General features: G+C 62.6%; 17 protein-coding genes. 5 read left to right on the top strand and 12 right to left on the bottom strand.

Translation table 11 applies throughout. The features are described 5' to 3' along the window. Positions 1–77: 77 nt before the first annotated feature. Entirely contained in the window at positions 78–356 is a 279-nt protein-coding gene (locus THIVI_RS20980) for a type II toxin-antitoxin system RelB/DinJ family antitoxin (protein ID WP_014780529.1), read from the top strand. Further along, entirely contained in the window at positions 328–648 is a 321-nt protein-coding gene (locus tag THIVI_RS20975) for a type II toxin-antitoxin system YafQ family toxin (protein ID WP_014780528.1), read from the top strand. Before THIVI_RS20980 ends, THIVI_RS20975 begins: the two co-directional genes overlap by 29 nt. Before the next feature lie 48 nt (positions 649–696). Here THIVI_RS20975 and THIVI_RS20970 read toward each other — a convergent pair whose 3' ends face one another. The 7 genes from THIVI_RS20970 to THIVI_RS23095 form a co-directional block, all read right to left on the bottom strand. After that, complete coding sequence (locus THIVI_RS20970; RefSeq protein ID WP_014780527.1) at positions 697–1,371, bottom strand: DUF4276 family protein; 675 nt, start codon at positions 1,369–1,371, stop codon at positions 697–699. Next, positions 1,371–2,453: an AAA family ATPase gene (locus tag THIVI_RS20965; protein ID WP_014780526.1), complete on the bottom strand. Its 1,083-nt coding sequence runs from the start codon at positions 2,451–2,453 to the stop codon at positions 1,371–1,373. The genes THIVI_RS20970 and THIVI_RS20965 overlap by 1 nt, the downstream gene beginning before the upstream one ends. A 9-nt stretch (positions 2,454–2,462) precedes the next feature. Further along, on the bottom strand, positions 2,463–4,550 hold the full coding sequence (locus tag THIVI_RS20960; RefSeq protein ID WP_157174527.1) for a site-specific DNA-methyltransferase: 2,088 nt from the start codon (positions 4,548–4,550) through the stop codon (positions 2,463–2,465). A gap of 118 nt (positions 4,551–4,668) precedes the next feature. After that, positions 4,669–6,006 carry an ATP-binding protein gene (locus tag THIVI_RS20955; RefSeq protein ID WP_014780524.1) on the bottom strand — a complete coding sequence of 446 codons (1,338 nt, stop codon included), beginning with the start codon at positions 6,004–6,006 and terminating at the stop codon, positions 4,669–4,671. After that, positions 6,003–6,701: a response regulator transcription factor gene (locus tag THIVI_RS20950; RefSeq protein WP_014780523.1), complete on the bottom strand. Its 699-nt coding sequence runs from the start codon at positions 6,699–6,701 to the stop codon at positions 6,003–6,005. The genes THIVI_RS20955 and THIVI_RS20950 overlap by 4 nt, the downstream gene beginning before the upstream one ends. Positions 6,702–6,722: 21 nt before the next feature. Then, complete coding sequence (locus THIVI_RS20945; protein WP_014780522.1) at positions 6,723–6,950, bottom strand: PepSY domain-containing protein; 228 nt, start codon at positions 6,948–6,950, stop codon at positions 6,723–6,725. 143 nt (positions 6,951–7,093) lie between these two features. Further along, a complete protein-coding gene (locus tag THIVI_RS23095) occupies positions 7,094–7,417 on the bottom strand; it encodes a hypothetical protein (protein ID WP_014780521.1) in 324 nt (107 codons plus the stop codon). Positions 7,418–7,520: 103 nt separating this feature from the next. Between THIVI_RS23095 and bioA the strand changes: the two genes are divergently transcribed. Next, positions 7,521–8,795: an adenosylmethionine--8-amino-7-oxononanoate transaminase gene (gene bioA / locus THIVI_RS20935; RefSeq protein WP_014780520.1), complete on the top strand. Its 1,275-nt coding sequence runs from the start codon at positions 7,521–7,523 to the stop codon at positions 8,793–8,795. Positions 8,796–8,880: 85 nt separating this feature from the next. Here the strand turns inward: bioA and THIVI_RS20930 are convergent, their stop codons facing one another. The 3 genes from THIVI_RS20930 to gpmI form a co-directional block, all read right to left on the bottom strand. Beyond that, positions 8,881–10,782: an LTA synthase family protein gene (locus tag THIVI_RS20930; RefSeq protein WP_245537324.1), complete on the bottom strand. Its 1,902-nt coding sequence runs from the start codon at positions 10,780–10,782 to the stop codon at positions 8,881–8,883. A 386-nt stretch (positions 10,783–11,168) separates the two neighbouring features. Beyond that, positions 11,169–12,008: a thymidylate synthase gene (locus THIVI_RS20925; RefSeq protein ID WP_014780517.1), complete on the bottom strand. Its 840-nt coding sequence runs from the start codon at positions 12,006–12,008 to the stop codon at positions 11,169–11,171. A gap of 3 nt (positions 12,009–12,011) precedes the next feature. Further along, positions 12,012–13,559 carry a 2,3-bisphosphoglycerate-independent phosphoglycerate mutase gene (gene gpmI / locus THIVI_RS20920; RefSeq protein WP_014780516.1) on the bottom strand — a complete coding sequence of 516 codons (1,548 nt, stop codon included), beginning with the start codon at positions 13,557–13,559 and terminating at the stop codon, positions 12,012–12,014. A gap of 232 nt (positions 13,560–13,791) precedes the next feature. Here gpmI and THIVI_RS20915 point away from each other — a divergent pair, with 232 nt between their 5' ends. Further along, positions 13,792–15,051 (top strand): glucose-1-phosphate adenylyltransferase, encoded by a 1,260-nt coding sequence (locus THIVI_RS20915; RefSeq protein WP_014780515.1) that lies wholly within the window; start codon positions 13,792–13,794, stop codon positions 15,049–15,051. A gap of 10 nt (positions 15,052–15,061) precedes the next feature. Here the strand turns inward: THIVI_RS20915 and THIVI_RS20910 are convergent, their stop codons facing one another. Both THIVI_RS20910 and THIVI_RS20905 read right to left on the bottom strand, forming a co-directional pair. Further along, on the bottom strand, positions 15,062–15,544 hold the full coding sequence (locus THIVI_RS20910) for a L,D-transpeptidase (RefSeq protein WP_014780514.1): 483 nt from the start codon (positions 15,542–15,544) through the stop codon (positions 15,062–15,064). Positions 15,545–15,548: 4 nt separating this feature from the next. Next, entirely contained in the window at positions 15,549–16,016 is a 468-nt protein-coding gene (locus THIVI_RS20905) for a CYTH domain-containing protein (RefSeq protein WP_014780513.1), read from the bottom strand. A gap of 36 nt (positions 16,017–16,052) precedes the next feature. Between THIVI_RS20905 and THIVI_RS20900 the strand changes: the two genes are divergently transcribed. Beyond that, a complete protein-coding gene (locus tag THIVI_RS20900; RefSeq protein ID WP_157174526.1) occupies positions 16,053–16,292 on the top strand; it encodes a hypothetical protein in 240 nt (79 codons plus the stop codon). The last annotated feature ends 36 nt before the right edge of the window (positions 16,293–16,328 follow it).

Here is a 16,328-nt window from a genome sequence, read left to right as displayed (position 1 = left end):
GAGAGACATAGTTTCCATCACGGCCAGCGGCGAGACCGGCCACTGACCCCTGACAACCCACTGAGGAGGACATCCCGATGGCCCATACCTCGATGCTGCATGTTCGTATCGACGATGACGTGAAGGCCGAGGCCAGCGCGGCCCTGGCGGCCATGGGGCTATCCGTTTCGGATGCCGTGCGAATTCTGCTCAAGCGCGTGGCCCATGACCAAGCCTTTCCACTGGAACTCAAGGTGCCCAATGCCCTGACCCGTGCCGCGATCGACGAGTCGCGCGCCATGATGAAGGCGGACCGCGCCCGCTTCGAGACCGCTGAAGCCCTCTTCGATGACTTTGAAAAGACCGGCCAGCGTTAAACGCGCGGCCCTACCCAGGGCATCCGACTATGCCAAGCCTTTCGCGAAAGACTGGGAACGGCTGTCGCGCTCCGGACGCTTCGACCTGCGGCGGCTGAAGGAGGTGATGCTCCTGCTCATCGCCAACGAGGCCCCGATTGGTCCCGAGTGGCTAGATCACCCCCTCAAGGGCGAATGGGCCGATCATCGTGAATGTCATGTCGGTGGAGACTTCCTGCTGATTTATCAGGTCGCGGGCAACCGGATCAATTTCGTGCGCGCCGGCACGCATTCGGATTTGTTCGAGGAATAGCGGGAGCCGGCCATCCTGGTTCGCCTAGAACTGGAGTCTAACGGGCTATCAGACCCCCAAGCTACGTAATCTGTCCATCCACCCGCGAAAGTGCGGGCATTCCTGTTCCATGCGTGGCAGGCCGATCCGCTCGGCCGCCAATGGACCGTGGCGTGTTTTTTTGTAGCCAGGTCGCAGCAAGGCTTCGAGCCGTCGGGAGGGTTTGGTCTCATAACTGTCGTTGATGTGCTCGGGCGACTCGAATGCCGTTCGGATCGCAGCGAGGCACGATTCATGAGCGATCCATGATGGCTCGGTTCGCACCAGGGCCTGGACATCCGAGAACAACAGACCCTCGAACTCATGGGGCTGAATGTAAGGAATGAATCGCTCAGGGCGGCAGCCGACATGGGCCACGATGGCGTCCGCCATCGCGGATTCCAGACAGGCGAGACGGTCGAACACGTCTTGCTTCATCCTCGCTTCCGCGAAGGCTGGAAAGGATGTCTCCAGACCATAGAGATCGAGCAGAGTGGTCAGGATCACGTCGGGGTTCTGGCGCAGTGTATTGCGCGCATTGAACATCAACCGCTCGAAACTAACCGCACCGCCGCGCGCCTCGGCGGAAGTCTTGAGCATCCGGGGTTTGACGAAGACCTCCAGGTGACGCAAGGCTGGCGCGACGAGTCGCTTGATGAACTGCTCCTCGGTCGGCCCCTCGGCGAAGACGATCACCTCGACCATCAGGGTCGCCCGCCCAGCACGTTGCGCTTCCACAACTCGCCCAAGGCATATTGTTCCAGCCAGCCGGAGAGTTCCTCGGCGGTGAAGCGGCGGAAGATCGATGTACCCTCTTCCTGATCGACCACGATCACATCCTCGGGCACCAGCTCGTTGACCAATTCCACCGACTGCGTGGAGACGATCAACTGACGCTGCTCCGCCACCTGCTTGAAGATATCGGCCAACACGGTAATGGCGTAGGGATGCAGGCCCAATTCGGGCTCGTCGATCAAGAGCGTGTCTGGTATCAGACGCACCGGTTGCAACAGCAGGGTGGCGAGACAGATGAACCGCAAGGTGCCATCCGAGAGCATGTGCGCCTTGAACGGCGTATCCGGATTGCCCCGCTGTGTCCATTCAAGCTCGACGGTCTCGGGATCGCCTTCGCGATGCACGAAATCGTCGAAGAAGGGCGCCACCAACCGAATGGTGGCGACGATGCGCTCGTATTCTCCAACATGTCTTTCGCGTAACAGGCGCAGATAAGCGGCGAGATTTGCCGCGTCGGGTTTCAGGCGCAGATTGTCGTTGGTTGGCAGCTTCTGCTTGACCCTGGCCCGTTCGCTGGTGTCGTGAAAATGATAGACGCGCCAGTTGCTCACCGACTGACGCACATAGGGCGAATATCCGTCCGGAGCGGTCTTCAGCTTGGATTCATCATGTCCGGTGCCGAGTGTGATGCTGGAAGTCGATTTGTAATAGACCCCGCCAAACCAGCTCACCTCACGCTCGAACACCAAGCGGTTATCGCTGGTTGGAAGCAAGTCGAATTTGTATCCATTGTTGGCGAAATAGAACTCGGCATGAAGTCGGTCCGTTACGCCGCGCCCGAAATGCAACATGGCATCCGGACCGCCCTGGGTCTGGATATAGAGCTGTAATCGTTGCTCGTACATCTCATTGAGCAAGCGAAACAGACCGATGAAATTGCTCTTGCCCGCGCCATTGGCCCCGATGAGCACATTCAAGTCGCGCAGGGGAAAGTCGCGCAGCTCGCGAATGGATTTATAACCCGTGATGGTCAGCGATCGAACGCCAGACATCTCGTCGCCTCACAAACAGGTGAACTTGATGCCCGCGTCGCGGCATTGCAGGTCCAGATTGGTCTTGAGCGTGTCCGAATCCTGGAAGACGCTGTCGATGGCGATGATCTCGCGCGGCTTGAGATCCATCAGCGGCTGGTTCATGGCGGCGCTGAAGCCGTCCAGGATGAAGAGCATCTGGCGCTGGTGGATGGCGAACACCCCGCCGTCCTCGATCTTCAGCGTCTCGATACGCGTGGTCAGCTCCTGCCCGAATTTCAGCAGCAGTTCGTAAAGCATGTTCTCGACCTGTGCGTCGTCTTTTTCAGACTTAGTGAACAGCTCGATCTGCTCGGCCAACTGCTCGGGCGTGTCGATGTCGTCGCCGCGCCATTGCTTGAAGTTGGATGGGGTGAGCCGGAAGGATTTGAAGCCAAGATCGCTGGCGATTGGATTCAACAGATCCGCCTCGGCGTTGAGCCGTTCGATGACGCGGCGAATACGCTCCCGGCTCAAGGCCGCAATGGTTGAATAGCCAGCCTTGAACGCCGCGCTTTTCTCATCGCATGGCTCTGGAAGCTGGACGGCGAGCACGCGCCGATTTCCGCCTTCCTTCGCATTGAGGGTCAGCACGGCCTCTACGGTACTGGCGGAACCGGCAAAGAAATCCATCACCAAACCGCTGTCGTCGTCGCCCATGCAATAGCGAATCAAGCGGGCAAGCACTTCATGGTCCTTCGGGTTATTGAAGAGCTTGCCGCCGATCAGTTCGCGCAGGTACTTCACCGAAACCTGGGACTGCTTGTAAAGCACGCTACCGATAACCTGAAGTCCAATCTCGTCATCCGAAATGTCCTCATCGTCGAATTCCGTTTCCTCATCATCGGGCAGTTCATCGGGTACTGGCAGAAGATGTGCCTTGCGGAACGGCGGCTCAGTGTGGTCGGCGCGAAACTGCACTAGCCCCAGCTTGATCTGACGCTGCATTTCTTCGGGCGACGAATAAATCCAGCCCCGCTCTGGTACTTTGCACGGCTTCTTCGTCACCGGATGCGGCACGTCATAGCGCGGACCGCCACCACCCGGCCAGGAAATATCCCGGTCCCGCCACGGCCCCCATTGATCGACCCATTTATGACGGCTGAGTTTTTTGGATGGATGCGCGTCCGGTAGCGATCTGTACCAATCGCGCAATGCTGTCTGTTGCGCCGCGTAGTCGGTCTCGCCACAGTCGCGTTTCAACTCGCGCCATCTGGCAACAATCGCCTTGGCTCCCGGCTTTGGCTCACGCCAAACCGTCTTATTTTCCTTGAGCTTAACCATGCTACGCGTGTAAAGAAGCATGTATTCGTGGCCTACGGAGAACAGCTTGGCGTCGTTTTTTCTCCCTTTCTCCCAGACCAATTGAGCAACCAGATTTTCCGGACCGAATACCTCGTCCATCAACAGCTTCAGATTGGCCGCCTCGTGGTCGTCGATAGATACCAGGATCGCCCCATCCTCCCGCAACAAATTCCGCGCGATATAGAGACGCGGCAGCATCATCGACAGCCAATTGCTGTGATAGTGGCCGTTCTCCTTGCTGTTCCTGCGGAAGAAGCCTTCCCGCATCAGGCTCCCATCGTCATCCAGGTCATTGATGCGCTTGAGATAGTCCTCCTTGCTCTCCTGAAAGCGGTCGGGATAGATGAAGCTGTCGGAGCCGGTGTTGTAGGGCGGATCGATGTAGATCAACTTGACCTTGCCGAAATACGCCTTCTGCAAGACCTTCAGCACCTCAAGATTTTCGCCCTCGATGAAGACGTGTTGCGCCGTGTCGAAATTCACCGACTGGTCGCGCTCTGGACGTAGCGTGGCGGTCGAGGGCGTTTGCAGCACCTTGTAGGCTCCGCTCTTCCCCGCCCAGGTCAGCGCATAGCGCTCCTCGCCCGCGACGAACGCCTCCTCGCCCAGGGCACGCTTGAGCGCGGCCGGATCGAGTCGTCCCTCGGAGAAGGCGTCCGGGATCAGGGCGGCGAGTTGCGCGCGCAACGCCTCGGCGGGGTTGGGCGAGGCGGCGAGAGCGGGGATGCGATCGGTCATGCGGCGTTCCGAGACAATCATGGCGGCGGCCTGCAAGTTATACCAAAAGCCGCGACCATCCAACGAATCGGTTTTCGCACACGACCGTAGGGCAGTTCTTCCGATGCAGCATGGTCGGCGGCGGACGCATGCGCCAACCCTCTCGGGACGCGGATTAATGCGGTAAGCGCAGTCGAATTCGCGCCCCGCCCAGCGCACCGCGTTCGACCCGAATGTCGCCGCCATACGCCTCGCACAGCTCGCGCACCACGGCGAGTCCGATGCCATGTCCAGGCGTTGCCTCGTCCGCGCGCGCCCCACGTTCGAGAAGTCGGATCGCCTGGTCGGGCGGGATGCCGGGGCCGTCGTCCTCGACCGTGATGGTCAGGACGCCCCGACTGGATGCGCCGGAGACGCGGATCCGCTGTCCGCACCACTTGAAGGCGTTTTCCAGCAGATTGCCGAGCATCTCGAATAGATCTCCCTCGACGCCACGAAAATCGGCCGTCGGATCAATGTCTAGCGTGACCGCCACCGATTTGTCGCGGTGAACTTTGGCCAGGGACGCCGACAGGCGTTCCGCGACCCGCCGCACGGGGATCGGAGGGGCCAGTGTCGCCAACGGCTGGCCGCTGGCACGCGCCCGTTGTAACTGGTACTCGACGATCGTCCCCATGCGCGCCAGTTGTTCCCGCAACAGGTCAGCGGTTGGAGAGTCCTCTTCGTCGAGCGCGCCGCGCATGACCGCGAGCGGTGTCTTGAGACTGTGGGCAAGGTCGCCGAGCGTATTGTCGAGACGCCGTTGACGCGCCCGCTCATGGGCGAGCAGGGCGTTCAGATTGCCGGTCAGGGCGCGGATCTCGGCGGGATAGCGGCCCTGGATCTGCGTCCGATCACCGGACTCGATGGCTGCCACCTCCGCCGCGACCCGACGTAGAGGCGTCAGTCCCCAACGTAAAATCAGCACCAGCGCCACCAGCATCAGCAGCGCCATGGCGCCCAGCCAACCGGCGAGACTGGCGCGAAACTGGCTCACCTCGGACTCGAACGCGGACGCATCCTCGGCGACGACGAAGCTGTAGTCCTGCGGGACCGGGCCGGTGGCCCAGGACACGCCGAACCCGAGCACTAGATAGTCTTCTTGTCCGTCGCTTCCCTGCCGGCGCTCGAAGCGCCGCTGTCCGGGGGCGAGCGGCTGGGGCAGCGGGATGTCCACGCCCACGGCGGACGGGGATTGCCAGATCGGATCGCCCAGCGCGTTTAGGACCAGTGCGTACAGCCCGGAGCCCGGCAGGGTGAGCCGGGATTCGGCGAGCGCATTGGGAAACACCAACCCCGACGATTCCTCCTCGCCCGCCGCCATCAGCAGAAAGATCTGCGCCTGCAAGCGCTCCTCGCGCGCGGATTCGGCGGTCTCGCGCACCGCGCGCTCCAAGGCGAGGCTAGTCAGGAGGATGAAGACGGTCAGCACGGCGGCGGCGGACAGCACCACGCGCGTGCGCAGCGACATCATCCCGCGCCGCCCTTGGTGGGTGCATCGGTCAGGGTCAGGCGATACCCGCGTCCGCGCAGGGTTTCGATGGGGGCAAGCGAGCCGTCCGGATCGAGTTTGCGTCGCAGCCGCCCGACCAACACCTCGATGACATTGCTCTCGCGGTCCTCGTCATGCGGATAGAGCCGGTCGGCCAGCGCCTGTTTGGAGAGCACCTTGCCCTGGCTGGCCGCGAGCTGTTCGAGCAGACGGTATTCGTAGGCGGTCAGATCCAGCGGACGGTCGTGGATCCATGCCTTCTCGGTCGTCAGATCCAGGCGCAACGGACCCCGGCGCAGCGCGCGCGAGGCGGTCCCAGCGGCGCGCCGGACCAGCGCGCGCAGACGGGCGAGGAGTTCTTCGGACTGGAAGGGTTTGACCAGATAATCGTCCGCGCCGGCCTCCAGACCTTCCACCTTATCCTGCCAGCGGTCGCGGGCGGTCAGGATGAGGATGGGCAGCAGGCTTTCGCGCACGCGCAGTTGACGGATGATCTCCAGGCCGGAGAGTCCGGGAAGCCCCAGGTCGATGACCGCCGCGTCGAAGCTGTATTCGCTGGCCAGATAGAGCCCCTCCTGACCGTCGCCGGTACCCTCGGCGATGCAGCCGTCGCGCGTCAGACGCGCGACGATCTGACGGCGCAGTTCGGGTTCGTCCTCGACGATCAGGAGATGCATGATGCGCGGCGCGACGCGCTGTTAGCGGCCTGGCACAAAAACGTAACGCACCTGACCATCGGGCGTCAGTACCTTCACCCGATAGCCGCCGTCGGCCGGTTTGACCGCCAGTACCCGGCCGCCGGTCTGCCGGCTGGCAATCTCGCCGGCTTCGCTCGGCGAGCGTTGTCCGTCCTGGCCGCGACCGGCCCAGGCCAGGGGCTGAGAGAGTAGAATGAGTGCGGCGAAAACAAGTCTGGCGAGGCGCATGGCGAACGGGCTCCCGGTTCTCCTGCCGGTGACGGTAGGCGCGAATCTAGCACAGTCGCGGCTGGTGCAGGCGCTCCGGCCTAGCGAAACGCTTCGCGCCGGATTGAAACCGCGCCCGCGCCGACGCCAGGCGGTCGCGCCGATCAGTCAAACACGCCGCGATAGATGATGGTGAGTCCATTGTCCGCGCGATACCGGGGAGGAGGATCCCGATAGATCACCCGTGGCCGGGGAGGCGGGCTCTGGATATAGATCTTGCTATAACGACGGTCGTGATCGTGCCGGTCATGCCGTTTCGCGTGTCTTGGCGGCTCCCAGCGATCATATCGGTCATATTGGTCATACCGTTCATGCCGGTCATCGTCCCCGCGATAGCGGGGTCCATCGGCCGCCGCCAGGGTCGGTAGCAGCAGCGAACCAGTCAGGAAGGCGGTGGCCAGCGAAAGAAGCAGACGTTGACGTTGCATCGTTGAAATCCTCGGTGGATGCGGCGGGAGCCCAATCTCCCGTCGTTGAGCACATCCTATCCAACACACCCTGAACCGATCCTGAACCGGAGACCCCAGTTTCGTGGAGAGCGCCGACATCCTTGCCATCGACCAGGCCCATGCCTGGCATCCCTATACCTCGACCCTCGACCGCGATCCGGTCTATCCGGTGCGCGCGGCGTATGGCTGTTATCTGGAACTCCTGGACGGCCGGGTGCTGCTCGATGGCATGTCATCCTGGTGGTGCGCCATCCATGGCTACAATCATCCGGCACTGAACCAGGCCGCGCGCGATCAGCTCGACCGGATGGCGCATGTCATGTTCGGCGGGCTGACCCACGAGCCGGCGATGCGTCTGGTGCGCTCGCTGGTCGAACTGACACCGGAGCCGCTCCAGCAGGTTTTTCTCTGCGACTCGGGCTCGGTCGCGGTGGAGGTCGCGATCAAAATGGCGCTCCAGTTCTGGATCGCCTCGGGACGCCCGGACAAGCATCGGCTCATGACCATTCGTTCCGGCTACCATGGGGACACCTTCAATGCGATGTCGGTGTGCGATCCGGTGACCGGGATGCACCATCTGTTCGGTCGCGTCCTGCCTCAACAGCTCTTCGCGCCCGCGCCGAGCAGCCGGTTTGGCGAACCCTGCCAACCGGAAGACATCGCGCCCTTCGCCGAGCTGATCGAGCGTCATCATGACGCACTGGCCGCCGTCATCCTGGAGCCCATCGTCCAGGGCGCGGGCGGGATGCGGTTCTACAGCGCGGACTATCTGGCACAGGTCCGCGCGCTCTGCGACCGCTTCGAGGTGCTCCTGATCGCCGACGAGATCGCCACCGGTTTTGGGCGGACCGGCCGGCTGTTCGCCTGCGAGCATGCCCGCATTTCGCCCGACATCATGACGGTCGGCAAGGCGCTGACCGGCGGCTATCTGACCCTGGCCGCGACGCTGGCGACCGAGCGGGTCGCGCGCACCATTTCGTCCGGCACGCCGGGCGTCTTCATGCACGGTCCGACCTTCATGGGCAATCCGCTCGCCTGCGCCATCGCCAATGCCAGTCTCGAACTGCTGCTGGCGGACGACTGGCAGGCGAACATCCGCCGGATCGAGGCTGGTCTGACGGAAGGACTGGAACCCTGTCGCGGACTGCCTGGCGTGGCGGAGGTACGCGTGCTGGGCGCCATCGGCGTGGTGGAGATGGAGCAGCCGGTGGCGATGCGCGAGATCCAGCGCCGATTCGTCGAGCAGGGCGTCTGGGTGCGTCCGTTCGGGCGGCTGGTGTATCTGATGCCGCCCTATCTCATTTCGGATGTCGAACTCGGGCTGCTCTGCGAGGCGGTCGGACAGGTGTTGGCCTGATCCGAGCGAAATATCGGCGTCGCCCGCAAGCGGGCGACTTGGCCATCGGTTTCAACGATTCGGGAAATCATTGCTGGACGGTTTCTTAATCGCGCGGTTTGACCCTTGGCGTCAGTGCCGCTTCCCGGAACTCCGCCCGTGGCGCGTGAAGATCCAGCAGCGCATGTTGTGCCCCGCTGAACAGATCCGCCCTCAGTCGCTCCACCGCCTTGAGCCAGTCCGACGACGCGCCGCAGGCGCTGGCGTGACTGGCCTCGGTGTCGCCGGGCGCCAGTTCCGCGCCCCGACAGGTACTAACACTGTCGCCCTCGATCAAAACCGACAGACCGGGTAGCGGCCGGAGGTGAGCCGCCCTTGGTGGCCGAAGCGTCAACGCCATGATGGAGGGGCGCTGATCGCCCAGCAGCGCGAGCAAGCGCGCGGGCAATTGATAGAACGACAGATCGCCGACCGCCACGGGACCGCGCCGGCCATCGATCACCACCAGCGGCGTCTCCACCAGGGTGCGAAACATTCTATCCGTGAAGTCGCTGCGCTGGCTGGCGAGCAATCCGGATTCGGTGTAGCCACCGAAGTTGGGGCCAAGAAAAGGCAGGTGATCGCCGAACAGCACGATCAGCCCGTCCGGATCGCGTCGCCGCAGTTCGCGCAGAAAGGCCATGAGTTCGCGCGATTTGTAAGAGAGCGTGTTGGCGTAGGCCGCGACCATGTCATGCCCTTGCGCCGCGGTGATCGTCGCCGGGCGGCGCTCGTTCAGCGGGTAATCCAGATGGCCAAAATAGGTCAACACGTAATTGAAGACGGGTTGCGACTGACGCAACGTCGGTTCCAGGCGTTCCAGCACCTGACGGTACAGCGACGCGTCGCTGAGAAACTCGCGGTTCATGTCATCGAGGACGAAATCCCGGTCAGACCAATAGGTCTCGAAACCGATTCGCCGATAGGCATTGACCCGGTTCCAGAAGGGCGCCGAATTGGGGTGCGAGGCAAAGGTGCGATAACCGGCGTCCACCAGATGGCGCGGCAGACAGGGGACGTCGCGGCGCAAACCGCCCTCGAAAAAGACGTTGTCGCGGGTGACGGGGAAGCCGCACAGCACCTCGAATTCGGTATTGGCGGTATAGCCGCCGAACACCGGCGCGAGCGCGTGCGAATGGCCGGCGGCGGTCCACAACGCGCGGAACTCGGGATCGAGCGGATCGGCGGACAGCTCGGACGCGGTCAGCGCAAGCGGATCCCAGAAGGATTCCAGGACGATCATGTGCAGATTGCGTCGTGGAAGATCGGGAGCGCCGGCGACCTTAAGCAGGTCGCGTCCTTCAACATCCGCGAGCGAGGTCAACGCCGCGGTGACCTCTGCGCGTGTCGGTGGCGTCTCGCGCCGCGACAGATTGCGCGCGGTTTCCTGGAGCAGATGAATCGGCAGACCGCGCATCTGAAAATTGGCGGGCTGATTCCAGACCGAGTGGCCGAAACGGGCGTCCATGGCCTGGGTGAGCGACGCGGGGAAGGCGACAAGCAGACCGACGCCAAAACCCAGGACACCCAGATTGATCCAGGTCCGGCGCTGGCGCCAGGCGATCATCCAGCCGAGCAGAACCAGCGGCGCGGCGACCATCAGGACCGCGCCCGCGAACTGCCAGCCGCCGAACAGCAGAAACAGATGCCGCGCCGCGACGAAATCGTCCGGCGTCACCGGGGCGCCAAGAATCGCGAGCTTCAGTGCATTGCCGAGGGTCAGCGAGGTGAACAGAACCGCCGTGGCGAGCATGAAGCGGGGCAGCGAGCGCGCCATTCCAAAAAGCAGTGCGCCAAGCAAAAGGTGAGCGGTCAAATCGCGCGGATAGGTCGAGGACCAGGGGTTGATCTGGAACCATTGGTTCATGGCCGTTTGGGCAAGAACATACCAGAGAGCGATGAACAGCAGCGCAGTGCCCCAGGCAAGGCGCGGGTGAAGCGTGTCGGGCAAGGCGAAAGGATGTTTCACGGGTGACGAATCGAGACGAGGCGCTCGCGAGAACCTGTTAGACCGGGTGGTCGGTCCGAAGAGCCTAGCCGATTGTCACGAAAATGTCTTTAAACCGTCATGATTCAGGTCGAATGGGACGGACGGGAAATCCGGAGCCTTGGCGCGTGAAGCCGTTCGTGGTTCGAGGGCCTCACCACGAACGGCTTCTGGCACACCACGAACGGCTTCTGGCACACCACGAACGGCTTCTGGCACACCACGAACGCCTTCTGGCACACCACGAACGGTTTCAGGGACACCGCGAGCAAGCCGGCGCTCCCAGGGGCGCGGGCACGCTACCGCCGCGTTGGATCGCGACAGACGATGCGGCGACTGGCTTGCGTTGATCTTCTCGGGAAACCGTCTTAAACGGCAATTGGCGCGCGGATCGCCGGATGCGGATCGTAGCCAACGATCTCGATCTCCTCGAAACGATAGTCGAACAAACTGGCTGGACGCTGCGATAAACGCAAGGTCGGCAGTGGCCGGGGCTCGCGGGCGAGTTGCTCGAAGACGATGGCGTCGGTCAGATGATTGCGATAGAGATGCAGATCGCCGAAGCTGTGGATGAACTCGCCGACCTCCAGGTCGCATTGCTGGGCGATCAAGTGTGTCAGCAGGGCATAGCTGGCGATGTTGAAGGGCACCCCGATGAAGAGATCGGCGCTGCGTTGATAGAGCTGGCAGGACAGACGCCCCCCGGCGACGTAGAACTGGAACAGACAGTGACAGGGGGCGAGCGCCATGCGCCCGGCACGGACGTTGTCCCGCGGACCGATGGACTCGTCCGGCAGGTCCGCCAGATTCCAGGCGGAGACCACCAGCCGGCGCGAATCGGGACGGGCGCGGATGGTGGCGACCAGTTCGGCAAGCTGGTCGATGACCCGGCCATCGGGACAGGCCCAACTGCGCCATTGGGCGCCATAGATCGGCCCCAGGCTGCCGTCCTCGGCGGCCCATTCGTCCCAGATGCTGACGCCCTGCGCGTTTAACCGCCGGTTGTCGGTCGAGCCGGAGAGAAACCACAGCAGCTCGTGAATCACGCTCTTGGTGTGCACGCGCTTGGTGGTGAGCAGCGGGAAACCTTCGCGCAGATCGAAACGGACCTGCCGTCCGAATACCGAACGGGTGCCAACCCCGGTTCGGTCGGATTTATCGAGTCCGTTCTCGACGACATCGCGCAGCAGATCCAGATAGACCCGCATCGGTCAGACCGTGACCGGGCCGAGCAGGAGCGAGTGGCCGTCCATCCGCTCCGGCACCGGAATGCCCATCAGGTTCAGCACCGTGGGCGCGATGTCCTGAAGTCCGCCGCCGATCGAGAGACGCCAGGGCGTTTCGTCGACGATCAGACAGGGCACCGGATAGAGCGTGTGCTGGGTGTGCGGCTCGCCGGTGACCGGATCGACCATCTCGTCGCAGTTGCCGTGATCGGCGGTGAGGATCACCGAGTAACCGGCTTCTACCGCCGCATCCATGACCCGTCCGGCCTCCCGATCCAGCGTCTCGACCGCCGCGATGACCGCCGCGCGCACGGCGGTGTGACCGACCATGTCGCCGTTGGCGAAGTTGACCACGATGAAGGGAAACGTGCGCCGCGAGAGCGCCTCGATCACGGCATCGGCGACCGCCGGGGCGCTCATCTCGGGTTGCAGATCGTAGGTGGCGACCTTGGGCGAGGGGATCAGCGCCCGTTCCTCGCCCGGAAAGGGATCGCTGCGCCCGCCGTTGAAGAAGAAGGTGACATGGGCGTATTTCTCGGTCTCGGCGCAGTGGAACTGCGGTAGACCGTCGTCGCTCAGGATCTGTCCGAGCGTGGTCTTGGGCATGTCGTGGTCGAAGGCGAAGGGCAGTCCGAACCATTCGTCATATTCCATCATGCAGGTGACCTTGACGCCGGTCACGCCACGCCGGTCGAAGTGGTCGAAATCGGGCTTGAAAAAGGCCATGACCAACTGGCGCGGGCGATCCTTGCGGAAATTGATGTGAACCACTTGATCGCCGTCCTGGATCGGTTCGCCGCCCGCAACGATGGTGGGACGGATGAACTCGTCGTCCTGCCCGGCGGCATAGGATGCCTGGATCGCCTCGCGCGCGCTGCCTGCCTGCTCTCCCTCGCCATCCACCATGGCCCGCCAGGCCAATTCGGTGCGGTCCCAGCGATTGTCCCGATCCATGGCGTAATAGCGCCCGGAGACGGTGGCAACCTTGCCGCCCGCAACCTCCAGCGCGCCTTCGACGGCGTTCAGATAATTGAGCGCCGAACGCGGGGCGGTATCGCGACCGTCGGTGAACAGGTGGACCATGGGACGCGCGCCCTGGAACTTACAGAGTTTGATCAGCGCGACCAGATGGCTGACATGACTGTGCACGCCGCCGTCCGACACCAGACCCATCAGATGAATCGGCCGGCCAGCGGCCGCGGCGGCCTTGGCGGCGGCGACCAGCACGCGGTTCTCGTAAAAGCTGTGATCGGTAATTGCCTGGTCGATCAACACCAGATCCTGACGCACCACGCAGCCGGAGCCGAGCGACATGTGGCCGACCTCGGAATTGCCCATCTGACCGTCCGGCAGACCGACCGCCAGACCCGAGGCCTGGATGGTGGTATGCGGGTGGTTCGAAAAATAGCGATCCAGATTTGGTGTATTGGCCAGCGCGACGGCGTTGTTGGCCTTGGCGGGATTGACGCCGAAGCCGTCCAGAATCATCAGGATCACCGGTCGGCGGGGGAGGTTTTTCATGGGGTCGCTCATCGCGGTCGTCCTCGAAAAAGGGTCTATTGTAGACGCATGAAGCAAACAAATATCCCCGTTCTCCGTGCCGTGCCTCGGAGCCAATGGGAGTCGTATCGTTTGACTTCTTGGGAGTGAGGCGTTCCAGGAGGCGCCGATAATCGGGAAACCTTCTGGCGACAGGTTTATGATTGTCGGCCGGAATCGAGGCAAACAACAGAAAATGCCCTCATGACGGGCCTGCGGAGGACTCATGCAAAACGAACGAATCATTGCCTTCGTCATGGCCGGCGGCCAAGGCTCAAGGCTGCAACCCCTGACGACCGGACGTTCCAAGCCTTCGGTTCCCTTCGGCGCCCGCTATCGAATCGTCGATTTCGTCCTGAGCAATCTGGTCAATTCGCAGATTCAGACCATTTATCTGCTCGTGCAGTACAAATCGCAATCGCTGATCGAGCATGTCCGCAAGGCCTGGACCATCTCGCCCCTGCTCCAGAGCCAATTCGTCACGGTCGTGCCGCCGCAGATGATGACCGGCGAGCATTGGTTCCAGGGCACGGCGGACGCGGTCAACCAAAACATCAATCTGATCGAGGAACATCGCCCCGATCTGGTCGCGGTATTTGGCGCGGATCATATCTACCGGATGGATATTCGTCAGATGGTCGCGTTTCACCGGGAGCGCAAGGCCGATGTCACCATCGCCGCCCTGCCAGTCCCCTTGCGCGAGGCATCGAGCTTTGGCGTGATCGCGGCCGACGCCGAAGGGCGCGTGCGGGCTTTCGAGGAAAAACCGGCCCATCCGACGCCACTCCCCGCGGACCCGACCCAGGCGTTCGCCTCCATGGGGAACTACATCTTCGATGCCAATGTGCTGCTCAAAGCGCTCAAGGAGACCCAAGAGGCGGGCGAAACGGATTTCGGTCAGCATGTGCTGCCCCGGCTGCTGCGCACCCACCGGCTGTACGCCTACGACTTCGCCACCAACCGGGTGCCGGGTATCTTGCCCTACGAGACGCAGGTCTATTGGCGCGATTTGGGAACCATCGACGCCTATTTCGAGGCCCACCAGGATGTGCTGGGATACGAGCCCGTCTTCGATATGTTCAATCCCGACTGGCCGGTCTACTCCAGCGGCTATCAGGGTCCGGTGGCGCGCGTTCTCGGCGGCGAGATTCGCAACAGCCTGCTAGGCGCGGCAACCATGATCCACGAGGGCGCCAAAATCAGCAATTCGATCATCCGCCGCGAGACGGTGATCGAGGAGGACGTGGTGCTGGAGGATTGCGTCGTCATGGACTATGTGCGCATCGGCCGCGGGGCGCGGCTGCGCCGGGTGATCGTGGACCGCCACAACATCATCGAGGCCGGCGACCGGATCGGGTTCGATACCGCCAGGGATCGTCAGCGTTTCCATGTCAGCGAGGGCGGCGTGACCGTCATTCCCATGGGGAGCGTCAGCTATTTCGCGCGCGACAACCGGGGATCGGGCCGCGGAGGCTACGCCGAATAACCCCTTCGCTTCAGTTGCGAATCTCCACCAGCATCCCGATCGGGGTCTGATCGAACAGTTCGATCAGATCCCGATTGCGCATCCGGATACAGCCGTGCGAACAGGGCTCGCCCATCGGCGCCGCATCCGGGCAGCCATGGATGTAGATATAGCGGCGCAGCGTATCCACGCAACCGCCCCGATTGATACCCGGTTCGCAGCCCGTGAGCCAGAGGATGCGGGTCAGGATCCAGTCGCGCTCCGGGTAGGCTGCGGCCAGTTCGTCATCGAGGATCTCGCCCGTCGGACGACGCCCCCGGAAGACGGTCCCGACCGGACAACCCTCGCCGATGCGCATCCGCACCCGATGCAGACCGCGCGGGGTACAGCCGCTGCCGTTCCGTTCGCCCGCGCCATTGCGCCCAGTCGAGACCGCGTAGCGGGCCACGGCACGCCCGCCCTCCCATCGCGTCAGGGTTTGGCGGGCAAGCTCGACGAGGATGCGTCCATCCATCGCCTTACCAGTGACGGAAGGGGGATCGGGCAAGGTTGACATTGTAATAACGCGGATCGTCCGAGACCTCTTGTCCTGCCCAGTCCGGCATCTCGAAAACCGACTCCTCGGTATCCAGTTCCACCTCGGCCAGCACCAGCCCGGCATTGTCGCCAGCGAAGACGTCCAGATCCCAGACATGCGCCCCGCACGGAACCTGGTAACGAATTTTCTCGATCACCGGCGAGATGGCCATCTCGCACAGCATGGACTCGGCGTCGTCGACGGGGATCGGATACTCGAATTCGGATCGCCGGATCCCGGCGGTGGCGCCTTTGATGGTCAGAAAGGCCGCGTCGCCCCGGATGCGTACCCGAACCGTGATTTTTGCGTCGCTGGCCAGGTAGCCTTGGAGGATACGTGTTCCGGCGGCCGCGCTGGCCCGCCAGGAATCGTCCTTCACCAGAAATTTGCGTTCGATTTCAGTGCCCATTTAAACCGCGCCCAGCGTGTTTGCGATGTTATTGGATTGGATCAATCTCGGCAGCATATACAACTGTCGGAGGTGGCGCGGTTTAAGGCGATTTCCGGAAAAGCTCATACCCAGGTTTCATCCGTTCGTGGTGACATTGAAGCCGTTCGTGGTGACATTGAAGCCGTTCGTGGTGACATTGAAGCCGTTCGTGGTGACATTGAAACCGTTCGTGGTGACATTGAAGCCGTTCGTGGTGACATTGAAGCCGTTCGTGGTGAGCTTGTCGAACCATGAACGGCTTCAATGTCAGCCACGGAGTGCGATTTTTCC

The sequence above is a fragment of the Thiocystis violascens DSM 198 genome (genome assembly GCF_000227745.2).
GTDB classification, from domain to species: domain Bacteria; phylum Pseudomonadota; class Gammaproteobacteria; order Chromatiales; family Chromatiaceae; genus Chromatium; species Chromatium violascens.
The sequence above is the reverse complement of the archived record's forward strand: the minus strand, read 5'-3'. Positions and strand labels throughout refer to the sequence as shown.